Genomic DNA, 18,433 nt, shown 5'->3' on the forward strand with positions numbered 1-18,433 from the left:
CCCATGCGAATCAACGGCTTAACGCACCGGCCGCCTGGGCTCCTGACGTTCGAACCGGCCGGGCCGCCCTCCTCGTGCTGGCGGCGGCCCTGGGCGACCGTCAGTCGGCCCGGTCGACCATGGAGATGCCCGGCAGCGGCACCACGAACTTGCCGCCTTCGGCGAAATAGCGGGCGTGCTTGGCCCGGATCGGGTCGACATAGCGCCAGGCGAAGACGACGACGAACGCCGGCTTGCGCTCGTACAGGGCCGCCGGCGGCAGGATCGGGATGTCGTAGCCGGGACCTGCCATCACGTTCCCCTTCTTGGGGTCGTCGTCCACCAGGAAGTCGATCTTGTTCTCCAGGCCGAACTGCGGCAGCAGCGTCGTGGTGCCCACGGACACGCCGTAGCCTGCGACCAGTTGACCGCGCGCATGGGCGGCGTCGGCCATCGCAACCAGTTCGTCGCGGATGGCGGCGATCCGCTTCACATAGGGCGCATAATAGGCCGGCTGATCGACGCCGAGCCGCTCTTCCTCGGCGACGAAGCGCGCAACCTCAGCTGAGGGTTTCTTGGCGCCGCCGGCGCGCTGCACGGTCACGCGGATCGAGCCGCCCTTGGTCCAGATGTGCTGGACGTCGATCAGCTCCATGCCGAGCCGGGCAAAGAAGCGGATCAGCGGCTTGATGTTAAAATAGGACAGATGCTCGTGATAGACCGTGTCGAGCAGGTTCTTCTCGGTGACGTCGACGCCGTATTGCGTTTCGAACACGAACAAGCCGTCCGGCGCCAGCACGTCGCGGACGCCGATCACGAGCGGATCGAGATTGTCGACATTGGCGATCATGTTGTTGGCGATCACGACGCTTGCCGCACCGTGGCTCTGCAGGATGCGGTGACCGATCGCATCGGTGAAGAAGTCGCCGATCGTCTCGATCCCCGCCTCGGTCGCGCGCTTGGCGATGTCGACCGCAGGATCGACACCGAGCACCCGCATGCCGCGCTCCTTGAAGAAGCCGAGCAACGATCCGTCGTTGCTGCCGAGCTCGACGACCAGCGAGCCCGGCGCGATGCCGAAGCGGCTGACGACGTCGTTGGCATAGCCGGCGAAATGCTCGCGCAGGCCGAGCGAGAGCGAGGTCGTGTAGACGTAGTTGCGGTACTGGACCTCGGGATTGCCGACATGGAGAATCTGGAGATGGCCGCAATCCCTGCACAGATGCAGCGCCATCGGCACCGCGGCGCGGAACACGGGATCGTCGACGCTGGCGTCCGGGACCTGGAAGTTCGGCGTGCCGATGGGCATGCCGGCCATCGGGACGACCAGCTCTTGTTTGTCCGAGTGACAGAGGCGGCAGGTATGGCGGACGTAGAACAGGTTTTTCATCGTGGAACCGAAAAATGAGATACGCGATCGGGTGAGGCAATCCCACCCCGTGAAGTCCAGACCGGCAGCAACGAGCTGAAGCGGGTCATGGGTGGCTCGAAACTTCCTTGCCCAGCCCGTCGTAGCTGGGGGCGTCCTGCGCCGCCATGGCGGCCTTGTCAGCTGAATACGATCCGCGCTCCGGACTTGCCAGCCAGATGGCGCCGCCGACGAGCCCGATGATCACGCTGATGGCGCCGAGCAGGAGCGACACCGACAGCGCTTCCTCGGAAGGGACACCCGCCAGGCCGAGACAGGCGACCATCGCCCCCTCGCGAACACCCCAGCCGCTGATCGAGATCGGAACCGCCGTCAACAGCACCACGGGCGGAATCAGGATGCCGGCATCCACCACCGAGAGCTGCGCTCCGACACCGCGCGCCAGGGCGAAGCAGGCCGCCGCGGTCACGAGATGGATGAGCAGCGCCGACCCGAACAGCAAAGCGCGGCGCTCGGACTGCAAGAGAAGGAACCGGACCAGCGCCCCGAACCGGACGAAGCTTGCGATCGCCCGATGGGCGATGAGGCGTTTGGGCAGCCGGTCGAGCGTCAACAGAACCACGGTGCCGGCGACGCCGGCCAGCGTCAGCCCACCGATGGCCAGGATCGCGGCCTGATCGGACACGCGAGACAACAGGAAGGGCAATCCGGCCACCATCAGCGCAATCAGCCCGATCAACGCCGTGAACCGGTCGGCCGCGACGCCCTTGACCGCCTCCGGCCACTGCACGCCGCGCTGGCGCAGCAGCCACATCCGCACCGCGTCACCGCCGACCGAAGACGGCAACACCTGATTGAACCAGAGGCTGATCATCAGGATCCGCCAGCCCGCGAGCCAGTCCAGCGACACGCCGAGCGCGCGCATGATCAGCTCCCAGCGGCCGTTGAGCACGAAGGTCTGGAAGAAGATCAGCGCCAGCGCGAGGACGAACAGCAAAGGATCGACCGAGACCAGATGGCTCCGCAACCGCTGCAGGTCGAGACCGCGCGCGATGTAGACCAGCACCGCGATCGACAGCAGCAGCTTTACCGAAAACAGGGCCGCCTGCTTGAATCGCGACTGCATCGGATGCCCGCCTCAGGACGCCGGATATTCCGCACGACCGATTACGAGGTCGATCGCGGCCATCATCCAGAACTGGTGCGTGGTCTCGACAATGTTATAGCTGCGGCTGTCGACGAAGAAATTGACGTCGCCGAGATTGCGCAGGGGATTGTCCGCATTCATCCCCGACAGCGTGATCACGTCGAGCTTCATCGAGCGCGCCTGCGCAACCGCATTGAGGATGTTCTTCGACCGCCCCGACGAGCTGATCGCGACGAGGCAGTCCCCGGCACGGGCGTTCAGCCGCACGGCGTGCGCGATCCAATCCTCGAACCCGTAGTCGTTGGCAAGGCACGACATCATGCTCGCGTCGCTGAAGCAGAGCGCGGGCACCGATGCGTTCTTCGCAAGATCGATCGCCAGATGCGAGGCGATGCCGGCGGAGCCGCCGTTGCCGATGAAGATGACGCGGCCGCCCTGCTCGCGCACGCGCAACCAGATCGCGCGGGTGGCGGAGATCTGAGCGAAAACGCGATCGTCGATCGCCGTCGCGCGATGGAGACGCCCCACATAGTCGTCGAGGAAAGCCTTGTGATCGGGATCGACGGACTCGACTGGCATGGGCTGGCGGCTCGGCTGCAACATGACGCCCTGATACCGGCTATTACTAGGGATTGCAAAGGTATAATGCTTGCAAAGTCGGCGAGCGGCTGATAGTCGGCTTTCGGGTTTCACTTAACATTGGCGGGCCTGTTTCGCTGGGCATTCGCGTCACGGATGTTCCCCATGAAATGCATTGTTACTGGTGGCGCTGGTTTCATCGGAAGTCACCTCGTCGACCGCCTCCTCGACGATGGCCACGAAGTGGTCGCGCTCGATAATTTCGTGATCGGCCGCCCCGAAAATCTGGCCTCGCGCGCCAATTCGAGCCAGCTGAAGGTCGTGCGGGCCGACGTCACCGACCTCGAATCGATCAAACCGTATTTCCACGGGATCGACTGGGTTTTCCACCTCGCCGCGCTCGCGGACATCGTTCCCTCGATCGAGTCCCCGATCCCGTATCATCGCGCCAATGTCGACGGCACGGTCAACGTTCTCGAGGCGGCGCGGCACGCCGGCGCCAAGCGCTTCGTCTACGCCGCATCCTCGTCCTGCTACGGCATTCCCGACGTCTATCCGACGCCGGAGAGCGCCGAGATCCGGCCGATGTATCCCTACGCGCTTACCAAAAATCTCGGCGAGCAGTGCGTCATGCACTGGTGCCAGGTCTACAAGCTGCCTGCGGTCGCGCTGCGCCTGTTCAACGTCTATGGGCCGCGCCATCGGACCACCGGCACCTACGGCGCCGTGTTCGGCGTGTTCATGGCGCAGAAGCTCGCCGGCAAGCCCTTCACGGTGGTCGGCGACGGCGAGCAGACGCGCGACTTCACCTTCGTGAGCGACGTCGCCGACGCCTTCGTCACCGCTGCCCGCTCCGATGTCTCGCACGAAATACTCAACGTCGGCTCGGACAACACCTACAGCGTCAACCGGCTGGTCGAGCTTCTCGGCGGCGACAAGGTCCATATTCCCAAGCGTCCGGGCGAGCCCGATTGCACCTACGCCGACATCACCAAGATCAAGCGGGTCCTGAACTGGACGCCGAAGGTGAAATTCGAGGACGGCGTCGCGACGATGCTGAAATCGATGGATCAGTACAAGGACGCGCCGCTGTGGACGGTCGACAAGATCGCCGACGCCACCAAGGATTGGTTCAAATATCTCGGTGACGACAACGGCTCGCCGCAGAAGGCAAGCTCTTGAACAGGTTCGCCGGATAACGTTGCTTGCGATTCGATCATTTTCCGGGCGGCCATCTGAGACCTACCGGCGCTTTGGGTAATTCACATGGGTAATGCTCCGAAAGACAAGCCGGCCGTCCATCCGGCCCCACACGACAAGATCAGGACGATCGAGGAGCTCGGCGAGATCGCGCGCGCCGCGCAGGCCAAGGGCCTGACCGTTGCGCTCTGTCACGGCGTGTTCGATCTGGTGCATCTCGGCCACGTCCGGCACATCCTGGCGGCGCGCAACGAGGCCGACGTGGTCATCGTGACCATCACCGCCGACCGTTTCGTCAACAAGGGCCCGGGACGGCCGATCTTTCCGGAGAACATGCGCGCCGAAATGCTGGCCGCGCTCGGCACGGTCGACTGGGTCGGCATCAACCTGACCTCCAGCGCCGAGCCGGTCCTCGACACCGTGCGCCCCGACATCTACGTGAAGGGCTCGGACTATGAGAACCCCGAGGACGATGTCACCGGCAAGATCGCCGTCGAGCGCGAGGCCGTCGAGCGCCATGGCGGGCGCATCGTCTTCACGCGCGACGTGACCTTCTCTTCGTCGTCGCTGTTGAACCGCTATTTCGACATCTACGATCCTCCCCTGCGCGACTACCTGCAGAAGGTGCGCGAAGGCGGCGGCGCCGACCGCCTGCTGAAGCTGATCGACAAGATCCAGGACATGCACGTCGTGCTGGTCGGCGACACCATCATCGACGAATACCAGTACGTCACGGCGCTCGGAAAGGCGTCCAAGGAGAACATCGTCGCGACCCTGCTCAAGAACGGCGAGCAGTTTGCCGGCGGCGTCATCGCCGCGGCCAACCACGTCGCGAGCTTCTGCAAGTCGGTCGAGATCGTCACGACGCTCGGCGGCAACGACTACCCCGAGGAGTTCATCCGCGCGCATGTCCGCCCGAACGTCACGCTGACGCCGATACGCATCCAGGGCCGCCCGACCACCCGAAAATTGCGGTACGTCGAGATGGGCTATCTGCACAAGCTGTTCGAAGTCTACACGATGGACGACACGCCGCTCGAGGAGACCACGCGCAAGGAGATCGACCGCGTCACCGCCGAGCGCGTGCGCGGCGCGGACGTCGTCATCGTCACCGATTTCGGTCACGGCATGATCGCGTCCAGCACGATCGAGACGCTGATCGCGAACTCCAAGTTCCTGGCGGTCAACGCCCAGAGCAACAGCGGCAACCACGGCTACAATCTGATCACGAAGTATCCAAAGGCCGACTACATCTGCATCGACGCGCCGGAAGCGCGGCTCGCCGCCACCGACAAGTTCAACGACATAGCCTCGGTGATCGAGGACGGCCTGCATCGCAAGATCGATTGCGACAACATGATCATCACGCACGGCTCGTTCGGCTGCTACCCCTTCTCGTCGAAGACCGGCGTCGCGCGCGTGCCCGCCTTCACCAAGACAGTGGTCGACACGGTCGGCGCCGGCGACGCCTTCCTGACGATCACGGCGCCGCTGGTGGCGGCCGGCGGCAACATCGAGGACGTCGCCTTCATCGGCAACGCGGCGGGCGCGATCAAGGTCGGCATCGTCGGTCACCGCAGCTCGGTCGAGAAGGCGCCGCTGGTCAAGTTTGTCACCGCGTTGTTGAAGTAAGCGCGACCGAAAAAATCTGGAGAACGACAGTGATTGATCAGAAATGGAACGTGATGGTCACCGGTGGCGCCGGCTATGTCGGCAGCGTGCTGGTTCCGCAATTGCTGGCGGCGGGCCACAAGGTCACCGTGCTCGACCTCTTCATGTACGGCGAGGACGTCTTCAACGCCGTCCGCGACAATCCCAATCTTCGCCTGATCAAGGGCGACATCCGCGATGAGGCCGCGATCAACGAGGCGCTGCGCGGCAACAACGCGGTGATCCACCTCGCCTGCATCTCCAACGACCCCTCGTTCGAGCTGGATCCGGGGCTCGGCAAGTCCATCAACTACGACTGCTTCCGCCCGATGGTGCGCGCCGCCAAGAAGGCGGGCATCAAGCGCTTCATCTACGCCTCCTCGTCGAGCGTCTACGGCATCAAGGACGAGGCCGAGGTGACCGAGGAGCTGTCCTGCGAACCGCTCACGGACTATTCGAAGTACAAGGCGATGTGCGAGACCGATCTCGCCGACGAGGCCGCCTCCGGCTTCGTCACCTGCACGGTTCGTCCCGCCACGGTCTGCGGCTACGCTCCGCGGCAGCGGCTCGACGTCGTCGTCAACATCCTGACCAACCTCGCGGTCAACACCGGCCGCATCCGTGTGTTCGGCGGAACGCAGAAGCGGCCGAACCTGCACATCCAGGACATGTCGGCGGCCTATCTGTTCCTGCTCCAGCAGGACGACGCCAAGATCGACGGCAAGACCTACAACATCGGCTACGAAAACCACGCGCTGATGAAGATCGCCGACATCGTCAAGTCGGTGGTCGGCAACAACGTCGAAGTCGCCGTCGAGCCGACCGACGATCTCCGCTCCTACCACGTCTCCTCGGAGAAGATCCGCCGCGAGCTCGGATTTGCGCCGACGCACACGATCGAGCAGGCCGTCTCCGGCCTCGTGGACGCCTTCAAGGCCGGCCGCCTGCCGAACTCGCTGAACGATCCCCGGTACTTCAACATCAAGATGATGCAGAACATCAGCCTGAAGTGAGCGGCGTGCGGATCGGCATCGATTTCGACAACACGATCATCTGCTACGACAAGGTCTTCGCCGCCGTCGCGCGCCAGCGTGGGCTGGTGCCCGAGGGCTGGGCGGGGCTGAAGACCGACGTTCGGGATTTCCTGCGATCCCGCCCCGGCGGCGAGCTGGCCTGGCAGGGGCTGCAAGGCTTCGTCTACGGCAAGGGCATCGGCGGCGCCGAGATCTATCCTGGCGTGCGCGAGTTTCTCGCAAGCTGCCGCAAGGCCGGCGCGAGCGTCTACATCGTCAGCCACAAGACGCAGTTCGGCCACCAGGATCCCGACCACACCGACCTGCGCGAAGCCGCGCGCGGCTGGCTGCGGGGAGCCGGCCTGATCGACGCCGCGGATGCGGCCGTCGCCGCGGGCAACGTCTATTTCGAGGACACGATGGCCGCTAAGGTCGAGCGGCTCGCGAGCCTCGATCTCGATATCTTCATCGACGATCTCGTCGACGTCTTCGAGCAGCCGCATTTTCCGAAGGCGACGCGATCGATCCTGTTCACGCAATCGCGGCCCCCTCATCCCGTTCATTGCAAGCCGCTCGCGACCTGGGCCGATATAAGCCGCGGAGTGTTCGCGCCATGAGCGAGCCGGACCTGAGCGCGCAGGATGCGATCTCGATCGGCAGCCGCCTGGCCGGAGCACGGGTCGCGGCCGCCCAACCGGCGCGGTCCGGCGGCAACAACAGGGTGTTTCGTCTGGAGATGGCGGAGGGCCCGCCCCTCGCCCTCAAGCACTATCCCTCCGACGGGCGCGATCGCCTCGGGCAGGAATATGACGCGCTGTCGTTTCTGTCGCGCCACGGCATCCTGTCGACGCCGCAGCCGATCGCGAAGGACGCGGATGCGTTCTGCGCGCTGTATCAATGGTTCGACGGCGAAGCGGCGGTACTGCATCCCCAGGACGGCGATGCCGACCAGCTCGCCGATTTCCTGATCGAATTGCAGAAGCTGCGCGATGCCGAAGGCGCGCAGACTTTGCGGAACGCATCGGCCAGCATCTTTTCGCCCGAGGAAGCTATCGCCCAGTATGAGCAGCGCCTCGACGGATTGCGGCGGGGCTCGAGCGATCATCCGGACCTGCGTGCGTTCATCGATGGTAGCCTGGTTCCCAGCACCGCCGCCGCGGTTCGGCGGCTCCGCCAGCGCTATGTGGAACTGGGGCTGAATCCCGCCGCGGACCTCTTGCCTGCACATCGCGCATTGAGCCCGTCCGACTTCGGACTGCACAACGCGCTGCGCGGCGAAGACGGCCGGCTGCGCTTCATCGACTTCGAATATTTCGGCTGGGACGATCCGGTCAAACTGCTGTCCGATACCGCGATCCACCCCGGCAGCGATCTGCCCGCAACAAGCGCGAATCGCCTCATCGAACGCCTCACGCAAGCCTTCGCGGCTAGGGATGACGCGTTTGCGATCCGCCGGGACGTACTGTATCCTGTGTTCGGGGCGATTTGGTGCCTGATTGTCCTGAATGCTTATTTGCCGGAAAGCCGCTCCCGGCGCGCCCTGGCTGCGCAAGGTGGCGATCTGACGGTCCGCCTTGCCGGCCAGCTCGACAAAGCCCGCCGGCTCCATCAAACGATTTGCCAACGTGATCCAGATCTCACCCCACGCTGAAGCCGCCCTCACCTGCACGCTGGACGAGCGCAGTCTTTACTTGCGCCGCCTGGTCCTCGGTTCTGTCCGCTCGGCCGGACGCGGCCATGTTGGTCCCGCCTTGTCGCTGATCGAGATGGTGCGCGTGCTCTACGACGACGTGCTGCGGATCGACCCGCAGAACCCGCAAGATCCCAATCGCGACCGCGCCATCCTCAGCAAGGGACACGGTTGTCTCGCGCTCTACGCGCTGCTCGCCGATCGCGGCTTCTTCCCGCTGTCGGAGCTGGACGGCTTCTGCGGCTCTGACAGCATTTTGGGCGGACATCCCGAATACGGCATGGTGCCGGGCGTCGAGGCCTCGACCGGCGCGCTCGGACACGGCCTGTCGATCGGCGTCGGCCTTGCCCTCGCCGCCCGCATGCGCGACCGCAGCTACCGGACCTTCGTCCTGCTCGGCGACGGCGAGATCAACGAGGGATCGGTCTGGGAAGCCGCCATGGGCGCGGCCAAGCACGGCCTCGACAACCTCGTCGCGATGATCGACTACAACAAGCTGCAGAGCTACGGGCCCACCGATTACGTGCTGCCGCTGGAGCCGCTCGCGGACAAGTGGCGCAGCTTCGGTTTCGCCGTGCAGGAGGTGAACGGCCACGACGTCGCCGCGCTGCGCACGGTGCTGAAGCAGGTTCCGGCCGTTCCGGGCAAGCCCACCGCGGTGATCTGCCATACCGTCAAGGGCAAGGGCCTGCCGGCTGCGGAATCCAACGCGGATTGGCATCACAAGAACAAGCTGTCCGACAGCGAGCTCGACGCCATCCGCGTCGCCGTCGGCGATTTTTGATCGGCTCCCCATGCGCAACACAGCGATGAACATGGTCCACAAGCTCGCCGCGCGCGACGAGCGAGTGCTCTACATCGGCTCCGATCCCGGCGCCGGCACCCTGCGCGCGATGAGCAAGGAGTTTCCCAAGCGCCATCTGATCGAGGGCATTTCGGAAGCCCACATCATCGGCATGTCGGCCGGGCTCGCGATGGAGGGCTTCGTGCCCTACGTCAACACCATCGCGACCTTCCTCACCCGCCGCTGCTACGAGCAGGTCGCCGTCGATCTCTGCCTGCACAATCTGCCGGTGCGGCTGATCGCCAATGGCGGCGGGCTCGTCTACGCGCCGCTTGGCCCCACCCATCAGGCGATCGAAGACATCGCCATCATGCGGGCGCTGCCGAACATGACGGTGATCTGCCCCTGCGACGCCGACGAGGCGGCGCGCATGATGGAGCACACGCTGGACTGGAAGGGCCCGATCTACATTCGGCTCGGCAAGGGCGGCGACGCCATCGTCTCCAAGGCCGAGCACGGCTTCGAGATCGGCAAGGCCATCCTGATGCGCCCCCCGGGCGACGTCCTCATGGTGACCACCGGCATCATGCTGCAGCGGGCGCTGGCCGCAGCCGACCTGCTGGCGGCGCAAGGCATTCGCGCCGGCATCCTGCACATGCACACGGTGAAGCCGCTCGACACCGAAGCGCTGCTGCAGGCGATCCGCGGCGTCAAGCTGCTGGCGACGCTGGAGGAGCACGTGCCCTCCGGCGGCCTCGGCAGCGCGGTCGCCGAGACGCTGATCGACAAGCTCGGCTCGGGCCTGCCCGCGATGCTGCGGCTGTCGCTGCCGGACCGCTTCATGCACAATTACGGCTCGCAGGACTCGCTGCTGAAGAAGCACGGCCTTTCCGCCGGCGCCATCGCGACCTCGATCGAGCGCACGCTTGCCGCCTCGCCCACTCCCTCTCCTCAACTCCATTCCACCTGACGGGTCACATGTACGACGTTCGATATTCCTATCTGCTCGAGCAATTCTCCGACCCCGCGCCGATCCTGGCCGAGATCGGCAGGCTGGTTGCAACCGGTGACTTCACCCTTGGCAAGCCCGTCGCCGAATTCGAGAAGCGCTTCGCCGAACTGATCGGCGTGCGTCACGCCATCGGCGTCGGATCCGGCACCGATGCGCTCAAGCTGCCGCTCAAGGCGCTCGGCATCGGTCACGGCGACGAGGTCATCACCGCCGCCAACACCTTCATCGCCACCGTCGGCGCGATCGCGGAAACCGGCGCAACGCCCGTGCTGGTCGACTGCGACGATTCCTTCTGCATGAATGTCGACCACGTCGAAGCCGCCATCACCAAGAAGACCAAGGCGATCATGCCGGTGCAGCTGACCGGCGAGGTCACCGACATGGGCAAGCTGATGCCGATCGCGCAGCGCCACAATTTGCCCGTGGTCGAGGACGCCTGCCAGGGCATCCTGTCGGAGTTTTCCGGCAAGCGCTCCGGCACCCATGGCATCGCGGCCGGCTTCTCGCTGCATCCGCTCAAGAACCTCAACGTCTGGGGCGATGCCGGTGTCGTCGTCACCAATGACGACGGCATGAACGAGAAGCTCCGCCTGATCCGCAACCACGGCATGAAGAACCGCGACGAGATTTCGATCCTCGGCTGCAATTCGCGGCTCGACTCGCTGCAGGCGGTCGTCGGCAACTGGCTGATCGGCCAGACCAGCGAGATCACGCGGCGGCGGATCGAGAACGCGGCCTATTACGACGCGGGCCTTGCCGGCCTTCCCGGCCTGCGCGTCCCGCCGCGCCGACCCAACGTGAAGCACGTCTACCATCTCTACATGGTGTTCGCCGAACGCCGCGACGAGCTCTACAAATACTGCCTGGACAACGGCATCGAGGCCAAGATCCACTATCCGATCCCGCTGTATCAGCAGGAAGGCCTCAAGCATCTCGGCTATGCGCCCGGCACCTTCCCGGTCACCGATCGCCACGCCAAGGAAGTCATCAGCTTCCCCGTCGACCAGCATCTGACGCGCGCCCAGCAGGATCGCGTCATCGAGACCGTCAGGAAGTTCTGCCATGGACGCTGACACCGGCCGCCGACGCATCGGTTACGTCAATCTTCCCGCGCAATTCGAGGAAGAGCGCGCCGAGATCATGCAGGCGGTCGAGGGCGTGTTCCAGCGCGGCGACTTCATCGGCGGCGCGGCGGTCGGAAAGCTCGAGGAGGAGCTGTCCGCCTATCTCGGCTCGCCCCATGTCGTGACGCTGAATTCCGGCACCGACGCGTTGATCCTCGCCTTGCGGGCGCTCGACATCGGTCCCGGCGACGAGGTGATCACCCCGCCGAATTCGTTCGTGGCATCGACCGCCGCGATCATCGCGGTCGGCGCCACGCCCGTCTTTGCGGACGTGCTGCCCGACCAGAACATCGACCCCGCCGCGGTCGAGGCCGCCGTCACGCCGCGCACCAAGGCGATCATGCCGGTGCATCTGACCGGGCGCATGGCCGACATGACCCCGCTGATGGCGATCGCGGAAAAGCATGCGCTCGCCGTGATCGAGGACAGCGCCCAGGCGATCGGCTCGACCTATGACGGCCGCATGAGCGGCACCATCGGCACGTTCGGCTGCTTCTCCGCCCATCCCTTGAAAAATCTCAACGCCGCGGGCGATGCCGGCTTCCTCGTCACCGCCGACGCCGAGATGGCTGCCCGCATCCGCCGGCTGCGCAATCACGGTCTGATCAACCGCAGCGACGTCCAGGAATGGGGCATCGTCTCACGGCTGGACACGCTGCAGGCCGAGGTGCTGCGCATTCGCCTGCGTCATTTGCCCTCGGTGATCGAACGCCGGCGACGCAACGCCGCGCAATACCGCGCCGAGCTCGCCGGGCTCCCTCTGTTCATTCCGCCCTGCCGCAACATCGAGTTCAACACCTTCCACACTTTCGTGGTGCAGACCGACCGCCGCAACGACTTCCAGAAATATCTTGCCGACAAGGGCATCGAGACTGCCATTCACTATCCGGTGCCGATCCATTTGCAGCCGGCGGCGGCGCATCTCGGTCAGGGCCGCGGCGCGTTCCCGGTGACGGAACGGCAGGCGGACCAGATCCTCACGCTTCCCATCAACCAGTTCCTGTCGGCCGCGGACATCAGCCATATCTGCGCGACCGCCCGGGAGTATTTTGCATGACGGATACCGACTTCCTTCAGGCCGATGAGCAGGCGCTGGCGCGGCGCTTCATCGACAACGGCTTCGTCACCACGCCGGCCGACGATCGCGCAGGCCTCGACCGCATCCAGCGGCGCGCCGCCGAGCTCGCGGCGGACTATCTCAAGCTGCCGCACAGCAACGATCCCTATGCGATGCTTGACAGCATCCATACCCGCGTGAGCGTCGACGATCTCAACGGCCTGCGGCTGCACGTCTTCAACGGCCTCAACGCCGAAGCGTGGTTCCGGCCGACCTATTTCCGCCTCGCGCGCTCGACGATCGAGACCATCGTCGGCAACGAGCTCTGCATGCAGCGCCGCGTCAATCTCAGCATCCAGATGCCCGGCGACGATTCCTCGCTGCTCGCCACCCATTCCGACGTGTGGTCGGGCGACTCGCCGTTCGAGGTCGTGGTGTGGGTGCCGCTGGTGGACGTCCATCACACCAAGGCGATGTATCTGCTGCCGCCGTCGCTGAACGGCGAGATGCAGGACCGGATGGCGAACCTGCGCAGCGCCGAGGAGCTCTACAACACCATCAAGCCGCACGCGACCTTCATCGAGATTCCCTATGGTCACGTGATGCTGTTCAACCAGACCCTGATGCACGGCAATCGCGTCAACGAAGAGCCCGGCACGCGCTGGAGCATGAACTGCCGGTTCAAGAGCATCATGTCGCCCTACGCGGACAAGCGCTTCGGCGAGTTCTTCGAACCGATCCTGCTGCGTCCGGCGACTCGGGTCGGCATGCAATACAAGCTGCCGGGAGGCTTCCATGGCTGAGCGAGCCGGCCATCGCGGCTATATCGGCGCGCGGCCGCTGAACGGCAGCCGCACCCCGCAGCACGTCCAGAACATCGTGATCCGCGACTACGCGCGGCGGAAGAATCTGCAATTTCTGCTCAGCGCCGTCGAGCACATCATGCCCGGCAGCTACATGGTGCTCGAGGACATCCTGGACGAGCTGCCTCGCCTGAATGGCATGATCCTCTACAGCATCTTCATGCTGCCGCCCGACGAGGCACGGCGACGGGAGATCTACGACCGCGTGTTGCGCGAGGGCTGCGACCTGCACGCGGCCGTCGAGGAAATCACGCTGTCGTCGCCGAAAGACATCCAGGCGATCGAAGACATCCTGCTGGTCAACAAATACGCGACGATCCTTTGACGATGCCGCGGACCGGTTGAGCCCCATGAGCGAGATCAACCTGCTCCAATCGATGCACGCCTCGACCAGGCGGAACTACGTTCAGCGCGTGGTCGAGCACGACAAGGCGGAATCCGCTACCGTCGCGCGGCAATGGGGGCGCGACTACTGGGATGGCGACCGGCGCTACGGCTATGGCGGCTATCGCTATGACGGACGCTGGCGTCCCCTCGCCCAGACCCTGATCGACCGCTACGGCATCAAGCCCGGCATGAGCGTGCTCGACGTCGGCTGCGGCAAGGGCTATTTGCTCTACGAGTTCACCCAGCTCGTCCCCGACCTCACGATCGCCGGCATCGACATCTCCGACTACGGGATCGCCAATGCCAAGGAGGAGGTGCGGCCGCAGCTCGAGGTCGGCAGCGCTGTGAAGCTGCCCTACCCCGATCACAGCTTCGACCTCGTGGTGTCGCTCGGTGTGCTGCACAACCTTCCTCTCGAGGACGTGTTCCGCGCGGTGCCTGAGATCGAGCGCGTCGGACGCGGTGCCTCGAAATATCTGATGGTGGAATCCTTTCGCAACGAGCGCGAGAAGGCGAACCTCCTCTACTGGCAGCTCACCTGCCTGAGCTTCCACGGCCCGGAAACCTGGGCGTGGATCTACGACAAATGCGGCTATCGGGGCGACCATGGGTTCATCTTCTTCGAATGAGGCGACGGGCCCGCACCGGACGACGTCGCTGCGGGCGCAAAATCCGGAAGTCTATTATTCCGACGATCCCATCGTCACGGCGGATGACGCCACGATCGCGGAGCTGAAGCGCATCGCCGCCGGCAACCCGCGCCTGCGCAGCCGGCTGTGCACGCACCCCGATCCCTCGTCCGGCCTGCACGAGATGCTGATCGTGCATCACCGCGAGGCCTATGTCCGCCCCCACAAGCATCTCGGCAAACCTGAATCGTTCCACGTGATCGAGGGCACTGCGCAGGTCGTGATCTTCGAGGACGACGGCCGTATTCGCGAGGTGCTCGAGATGGCGCCCTACGGCCAGGGCAAGCGGTGCTACTACCGCATGCCGGAGAAGGTCTTTCATTCCATCCTGATCACGTCGGAGTGGCTGGTGTTCCACGAAACCACCGCCGGCCCGTTCGATCCCTCGCGCACGGCATTCCCCGACTGGGCTCCGGACGGCAGCGACGCCGCCGAGGTCCGGAACTACGTCACGAGGACTGGCGCGCTCGCCGCGGAGCATGTGGCGACACCGTAGACTTCCCCTATCGCTGCTCGACGATCCCACCCGTGAATGATCGAGGACGAACACCAGCCGATGAAGCCGCCAGCAAAAGCAATGGTTACCCTGGTCAAGTTCGCGGTGTCGATCGGGATCCTGGTGTTGCTGTTGCGTAGCCAGGACCTGTCGTCCCTGAAAACGGATCTGCTTGCCGTCGATCCGAGCGTGCTGGCACTTGCGGTGCTGCTGCTGTTCGCCCAGACCTTCGTCCTCTGCCACCGCTGGATCCTGATCCTCCGCGCCATGAACGTGCCACTCGGTTGGCTGCCCGGCTGGCGCATTCTCATCGTCAGCACCTTTTTCAATCAGGTATTGCCCGCGGGCGGCGATGCGGTCCGGATCTGGATGCTGCGGCGTCAGGGTGTGCAATGGTCGCAAACGATCGGCAGCATCGTGGCCGATCGCTTCCTGGCCCTGCTGGCCCTCGGCCTCATCGTCCTCTCGGGAATGCCGTTCCTGCTGCCTCTCGTCCGGGACAGCTCGCTCCTTTTCGCGATCGTGAGTGCTCTGGCGGCTGCGTGCCTCGGAGCAATCGCGCTCATGACGCTGGATTGGTGGCCACCGCGCTTGCTCTCCACCGTGCCGGACAAAGTCGTGCAGTTCGTGATGCTGGTCAGAGCCCCGTTGCTGGCGGTGAAGGGGCGAGCCACGTTGATCGGATCGGCCATTGTCGTTCACCTGATCACCGTCACGACCTGCTATGTCCTTGCGGTCGGACTGCAAGCGCCACTCTCCCCACTCGGCGCCTTTGTGCTGATTCCGCTCGTCATCCTGTCTTCCGCGGTCCCGATCTCGATCGGAGGCTGGGGCGTGCGCGAAGGCGCCATGGTCGGCGCGCTTGGTCTGGCTGGAATTGCATCCGACAAGGCGCTCGCGATATCGGTCTTGCTGGGCCTCGGCGGCCTGATCGTCGGCCTGTTCGGCGGGCTGGTATGGCTGATCGCGCCCGAGCGCGCCGGCTTCACCCCCGACCAGGCGCGGGCCATCGCCGAACGAACGGATGCAGCGCCGGTTTAGCATGAGCACCTCTGGACAAGATCAAACGATGACGGCCGGCGAGATGCGTCTGCGTGCCATCATCGAGACGTGGTGGCCGCGTGTCCTCATCTTCGTGCCCGCGGCGCTTTCCATCTGGTTCGTGAATCGAACCGGGACCTACCGTGCGCTGCTGTTCGATGGCGGTTGGACGACGCGATTTTACGTCCTCGCCTGGATCGTCCTGACGCCGTATCTCGGCTGGCTCATCATGGCGACCGGACGCCTGACGTTCTCGCTCATCAAGCACGAGCCCACTCAGCGCGTCGACGAGTTCTTTGTCGGCGCAGCCGCGCTCATTCTGACGGGATTTGGCTTCGGCGCACTTTCGATCCTGTACCCGCAAATCGTTCTCGGATGTGCGACCGTGGTGCTGCTGTGGGATAGCCGCAGCTTCGGCACGCCGCAGAAGCCCGCGGTGACCCTGCCGCTGGTCGCAACATCGCTGATGGGGCTTTGGCTACTGGCGACGGTGTTCCTCGACCGTGCGGTCATACCCGACGTCATTTCGACCGACGTCCAGCAGCTCTACGCCCCGTATCTTGCAGAAGTCGCGAGAAATCACAGCATCTGGCTGGCGCCCGACAACCCCATCTTCTCCGACTTCGAGATCGGCCATGGCAACGGGCTGCATCTGTTGATGGCGACGTTCCTGCCGCCCCATGTCGCCCAGATCGTTTCGTTTCTCTACTTCGTCGGCATCGGCGCGGTGATTTTCGAGCTCGCCCGCCTCGTTCTGCCCTTGCAGGCGCTCGGACGCCGCTGGGAAGACGCGGCGATACCGATTGCGCTCGGCGTGGCGATCCTCGGGCTTGCGTGGCCCCGCACGATGCCGAGCGTCAAGGCTGGCCTCTACATCATGGAGTTCGGCAAGTACCATCTGCAGACGGCGGCATTCTTCGTCTATTTCCTGCTGGTCGTCATTCGATCGTCCCAAGCCCGCGACCGGCTGGCCGCCGGCATTTGCGGCCTTGCCGTCGCCGCCTCCTATCCGCTCTATGCGGCGTTCGTGTTCCTGATTTCGTCGCTGGGCGCCTTCACCAAGGTTCTTCAGCGCGACCGATCCGGCCTCGTCACCAGCCTGTTGCTCGGGTTTGGAGCGGTTGCCGGGTGCATCCTGGCCTTCTCCATCAACTATCTCTATCTCGGAATCCCCGCCACCAACCCGTACTCGCTCTTTCGAAAGATCGCATCGGTCGAGCGCTTCTCGCAGTTCGGCAGCCTGGATATTCTTGATTTCTTCGTGCTGGCGCAGTCGCTGGAGGTCAGCGATTTCCTCAGCAAGTCGGGAGTGGTCGCCTTCATCAGGCAGGCCAAATCCGTCGTGCTGGTTGCAGCTCTCATCGCGGCGACGACTTGCGCGATCTCTTTCCTCGATTCGAAGTTGTTTCCGGATCGCACCGGCGTCACGAAATCGCGTCCCCTGCCCAGTATCGCCGGCGTTTTCATCGTTATCGCCTACGTCGCCAGCGTGCGGCTGCTGGACATGACGCTGAATATTCCGAGCCTGATCAGGCTGTCCATTCACGTCAACGCGCTGTTCCCGCTCGCGGCCGCCGCGATTGCCTGCTGGGGGCTGGTCATCGTGCGGCGGCTGGTCCCGGCCATATTCGCCGGGCGCTTTGCACCCCATGTCGCCATCCTGGCGCTGCTTGCCGCTTGCGCCTGGATGACGATCTGGTTTCCCTGGCAGAGCTTCAGGGATGACGGAGCCATCGCCTTTGCAGGCGGACGCTCTCTCATCCAGATGCCCCGGGTCAGCCTGAACTGGCAGCGCTGTGACGAGCTGCAGCAATCCACGGGCTCCGATCGGATTCTCGCGCTGAACGGATACCGCGCGATGGTGCCCTGCTATTTCTCGCCGCTGCTCACGCGCGGCAAGATCATCCATACCTATCAGAGCGACGTCGCGCGCAATTTCAAGAGCATCGCACTTGGGACTGCCGATAGGGCCGAGGCCACCCTTCGATCACTTGGCGTCAAGCTGTTCTATGTTCTGAAGCAGAATTGCGATTTCTGGCTCAACGGCTTCTCTGACGTCTTTCAGAGCGCTGAGCTGGAGAAACGGTTCGCTTTGCATAGCGAGACCCCGAACTACTGGCTGTTGACGTGGAGGGATGGCGGACAGCCGCTGAGCCCCGAAGCCGAGGCCGGGATATCTGCGCTACGGACGAGATCGAAAGACATCTATCGCCAGGCCTATGGGATCGAGCCGTTCGAGGTGGTGAAGCACCGCCTGTCTCCCAACGGCCAGCGAGCGGACATCACGGCCCTCGATCAGCTCATGACCTGTCACTAGGTCCCAGCCGGTTCCGCGCATGTCGGGAAGCAAGAG

General features: G+C 64.4%; 18 protein-coding genes. 15 read left to right on the forward strand and 3 right to left on the reverse strand.

What is annotated here, in order from left to right:
* Positions 1–100: 100 nt before the first annotated feature.
* The 3 genes from UNPF46_RS15120 to UNPF46_RS15130 form a co-directional block, all read right to left on the reverse strand.
* Entirely contained in the window at positions 101–1,369 is a 1,269-nt protein-coding gene (locus UNPF46_RS15120) for a class I SAM-dependent methyltransferase (RefSeq protein WP_142250519.1), read from the reverse strand.
* 85 nt (positions 1,370–1,454) lie between these two features.
* Complete coding sequence (locus UNPF46_RS15125) at positions 1,455–2,474, reverse strand: lysylphosphatidylglycerol synthase transmembrane domain-containing protein (RefSeq protein ID WP_142250520.1); 1,020 nt, start codon at positions 2,472–2,474, stop codon at positions 1,455–1,457.
* A 12-nt stretch (positions 2,475–2,486) separates the two neighbouring features.
* Positions 2,487–3,074, reverse strand: coding sequence for an SIS domain-containing protein (locus UNPF46_RS15130; RefSeq protein ID WP_245448253.1), 588 nt, complete (start codon positions 3,072–3,074; stop codon positions 2,487–2,489).
* A gap of 165 nt (positions 3,075–3,239) precedes the next feature.
* Between UNPF46_RS15130 and UNPF46_RS15135 the strand changes: the two genes are divergently transcribed.
* The 15 genes from UNPF46_RS15135 to UNPF46_RS15205 all read left to right on the forward strand — a co-directional run bounded on the left by UNPF46_RS15135 (position 3,240) and on the right by UNPF46_RS15205 (position 18,397).
* The gene (locus UNPF46_RS15135; RefSeq protein ID WP_100181129.1) at positions 3,240–4,256 is read left to right on the forward strand and encodes an SDR family oxidoreductase; all 1,017 of its coding nucleotides are present in this window, start codon (positions 3,240–3,242) and stop codon (positions 4,254–4,256) included.
* Between the two features lie 84 nt (positions 4,257–4,340).
* Positions 4,341–5,906 carry a PfkB family carbohydrate kinase gene (locus tag UNPF46_RS15140; protein ID WP_100177012.1) on the forward strand — a complete coding sequence of 522 codons (1,566 nt, stop codon included), beginning with the start codon at positions 4,341–4,343 and terminating at the stop codon, positions 5,904–5,906.
* Between the two features lie 29 nt (positions 5,907–5,935).
* Complete coding sequence (locus UNPF46_RS15145) at positions 5,936–6,937, forward strand: NAD-dependent epimerase/dehydratase family protein (RefSeq protein WP_100177013.1); 1,002 nt, start codon at positions 5,936–5,938, stop codon at positions 6,935–6,937.
* 5 nt (positions 6,938–6,942) lie between these two features.
* Positions 6,943–7,554: an HAD family hydrolase gene (locus UNPF46_RS15150; RefSeq protein WP_246668656.1), complete on the forward strand. Its 612-nt coding sequence runs from the start codon at positions 6,943–6,945 to the stop codon at positions 7,552–7,554.
* Entirely contained in the window at positions 7,551–8,588 is a 1,038-nt protein-coding gene (locus UNPF46_RS15155; protein ID WP_181769942.1) for an aminoglycoside phosphotransferase family protein, read from the forward strand. Before UNPF46_RS15150 ends, UNPF46_RS15155 begins: the two co-directional genes overlap by 4 nt.
* A complete protein-coding gene (locus UNPF46_RS15160; protein WP_142250522.1) occupies positions 8,563–9,411 on the forward strand; it encodes a transketolase in 849 nt (282 codons plus the stop codon). Before UNPF46_RS15155 ends, UNPF46_RS15160 begins: the two co-directional genes overlap by 26 nt.
* 10 nt (positions 9,412–9,421) lie before the next feature.
* Positions 9,422–10,381 carry a transketolase family protein gene (locus tag UNPF46_RS15165; protein ID WP_142250523.1) on the forward strand — a complete coding sequence of 320 codons (960 nt, stop codon included), beginning with the start codon at positions 9,422–9,424 and terminating at the stop codon, positions 10,379–10,381.
* Positions 10,382–10,389: 8 nt separating this feature from the next.
* Positions 10,390–11,496: a DegT/DnrJ/EryC1/StrS family aminotransferase gene (locus tag UNPF46_RS15170; protein WP_100177017.1), complete on the forward strand. Its 1,107-nt coding sequence runs from the start codon at positions 10,390–10,392 to the stop codon at positions 11,494–11,496.
* Positions 11,486–12,604 carry a DegT/DnrJ/EryC1/StrS family aminotransferase gene (locus UNPF46_RS15175; RefSeq protein ID WP_100177018.1) on the forward strand — a complete coding sequence of 373 codons (1,119 nt, stop codon included), beginning with the start codon at positions 11,486–11,488 and terminating at the stop codon, positions 12,602–12,604. The genes UNPF46_RS15170 and UNPF46_RS15175 overlap by 11 nt, the downstream gene beginning before the upstream one ends.
* Complete coding sequence (locus UNPF46_RS15180; RefSeq protein WP_142250524.1) at positions 12,601–13,407, forward strand: sporadic carbohydrate cluster 2OG-Fe(II) oxygenase; 807 nt, start codon at positions 12,601–12,603, stop codon at positions 13,405–13,407. Before UNPF46_RS15175 ends, UNPF46_RS15180 begins: the two co-directional genes overlap by 4 nt.
* A complete protein-coding gene (locus tag UNPF46_RS15185) occupies positions 13,400–13,792 on the forward strand; it encodes an LIC12192 family sporadic carbohydrate cluster protein (protein WP_100177020.1) in 393 nt (130 codons plus the stop codon). The genes UNPF46_RS15180 and UNPF46_RS15185 overlap by 8 nt, the downstream gene beginning before the upstream one ends.
* 25 nt (positions 13,793–13,817) lie before the next feature.
* Positions 13,818–14,483 (forward strand): class I SAM-dependent methyltransferase, encoded by a 666-nt coding sequence (locus tag UNPF46_RS15190; RefSeq protein WP_100177021.1) that lies wholly within the window; start codon positions 13,818–13,820, stop codon positions 14,481–14,483.
* Complete coding sequence (locus tag UNPF46_RS15195; RefSeq protein ID WP_142250525.1) at positions 14,461–15,039, forward strand: WbuC family cupin fold metalloprotein; 579 nt, start codon at positions 14,461–14,463, stop codon at positions 15,037–15,039. Before UNPF46_RS15190 ends, UNPF46_RS15195 begins: the two co-directional genes overlap by 23 nt.
* A 36-nt stretch (positions 15,040–15,075) precedes the next feature.
* Positions 15,076–16,080 (forward strand): lysylphosphatidylglycerol synthase transmembrane domain-containing protein, encoded by a 1,005-nt coding sequence (locus UNPF46_RS15200; RefSeq protein ID WP_246668657.1) that lies wholly within the window; start codon positions 15,076–15,078, stop codon positions 16,078–16,080.
* 28 nt (positions 16,081–16,108) lie between these two features.
* Positions 16,109–18,397 carry a hypothetical protein gene (locus tag UNPF46_RS15205; RefSeq protein WP_246668658.1) on the forward strand — a complete coding sequence of 763 codons (2,289 nt, stop codon included), beginning with the start codon at positions 16,109–16,111 and terminating at the stop codon, positions 18,395–18,397.
* The last annotated feature ends 36 nt before the right edge of the window (positions 18,398–18,433 follow it).

It is taken from the genome of Bradyrhizobium sp. UNPF46 (genome assembly GCF_006658625.1).
In the GTDB taxonomy this organism is placed as follows: domain Bacteria; phylum Pseudomonadota; class Alphaproteobacteria; order Rhizobiales; family Xanthobacteraceae; genus Bradyrhizobium; species Bradyrhizobium nitroreducens.

What these genes read in the sequence shown, in the direction of transcription:
- UNPF46_RS15120 (WP_142250519.1), bottom strand. Translation starts at nt 1,369, where the DNA reads ATGAAAAACCTGTTCTACGTCCGCCATACCTGCCGCCTCTGTCACTCG.
- UNPF46_RS15125 (WP_142250520.1), bottom strand. Translation starts at nt 2,474, where the DNA reads ATGCAGTCGCGATTCAAGCAGGCGGCCCTGTTTTCGGTAAAGCTGCTG.
- UNPF46_RS15130 (WP_245448253.1), bottom strand. Translation starts at nt 3,074, where the DNA reads ATGCCAGTCGAGTCCGTCGATCCCGATCACAAGGCTTTCCTCGACGAC.
- UNPF46_RS15135 (WP_100181129.1), top strand. Translation starts at nt 3,240, where the DNA reads ATGAAATGCATTGTTACTGGTGGCGCTGGTTTCATCGGAAGTCACCTC.
- UNPF46_RS15140 (WP_100177012.1), top strand. Translation starts at nt 4,341, where the DNA reads ATGGGTAATGCTCCGAAAGACAAGCCGGCCGTCCATCCGGCCCCACAC.
- UNPF46_RS15155 (WP_181769942.1), top strand. Translation starts at nt 7,551, where the DNA reads ATGAGCGAGCCGGACCTGAGCGCGCAGGATGCGATCTCGATCGGCAGC.
- UNPF46_RS15165 (WP_142250523.1), top strand. Translation starts at nt 9,422, where the DNA reads ATGCGCAACACAGCGATGAACATGGTCCACAAGCTCGCCGCGCGCGAC.
- UNPF46_RS15170 (WP_100177017.1), top strand. Translation starts at nt 10,390, where the DNA reads ATGTACGACGTTCGATATTCCTATCTGCTCGAGCAATTCTCCGACCCC.
- UNPF46_RS15175 (WP_100177018.1), top strand. Translation starts at nt 11,486, where the DNA reads ATGGACGCTGACACCGGCCGCCGACGCATCGGTTACGTCAATCTTCCC.
- UNPF46_RS15180 (WP_142250524.1), top strand. Translation starts at nt 12,601, where the DNA reads ATGACGGATACCGACTTCCTTCAGGCCGATGAGCAGGCGCTGGCGCGG.
- UNPF46_RS15185 (WP_100177020.1), top strand. Translation starts at nt 13,400, where the DNA reads ATGGCTGAGCGAGCCGGCCATCGCGGCTATATCGGCGCGCGGCCGCTG.
- UNPF46_RS15190 (WP_100177021.1), top strand. Translation starts at nt 13,818, where the DNA reads ATGAGCGAGATCAACCTGCTCCAATCGATGCACGCCTCGACCAGGCGG.
- UNPF46_RS15195 (WP_142250525.1), top strand. Translation starts at nt 14,461, where the DNA reads ATGGGTTCATCTTCTTCGAATGAGGCGACGGGCCCGCACCGGACGACG.
- UNPF46_RS15200 (WP_246668657.1), top strand. Translation starts at nt 15,076, where the DNA reads ATGATCGAGGACGAACACCAGCCGATGAAGCCGCCAGCAAAAGCAATG.
- UNPF46_RS15205 (WP_246668658.1), top strand. Translation starts at nt 16,109, where the DNA reads ATGACGGCCGGCGAGATGCGTCTGCGTGCCATCATCGAGACGTGGTGG.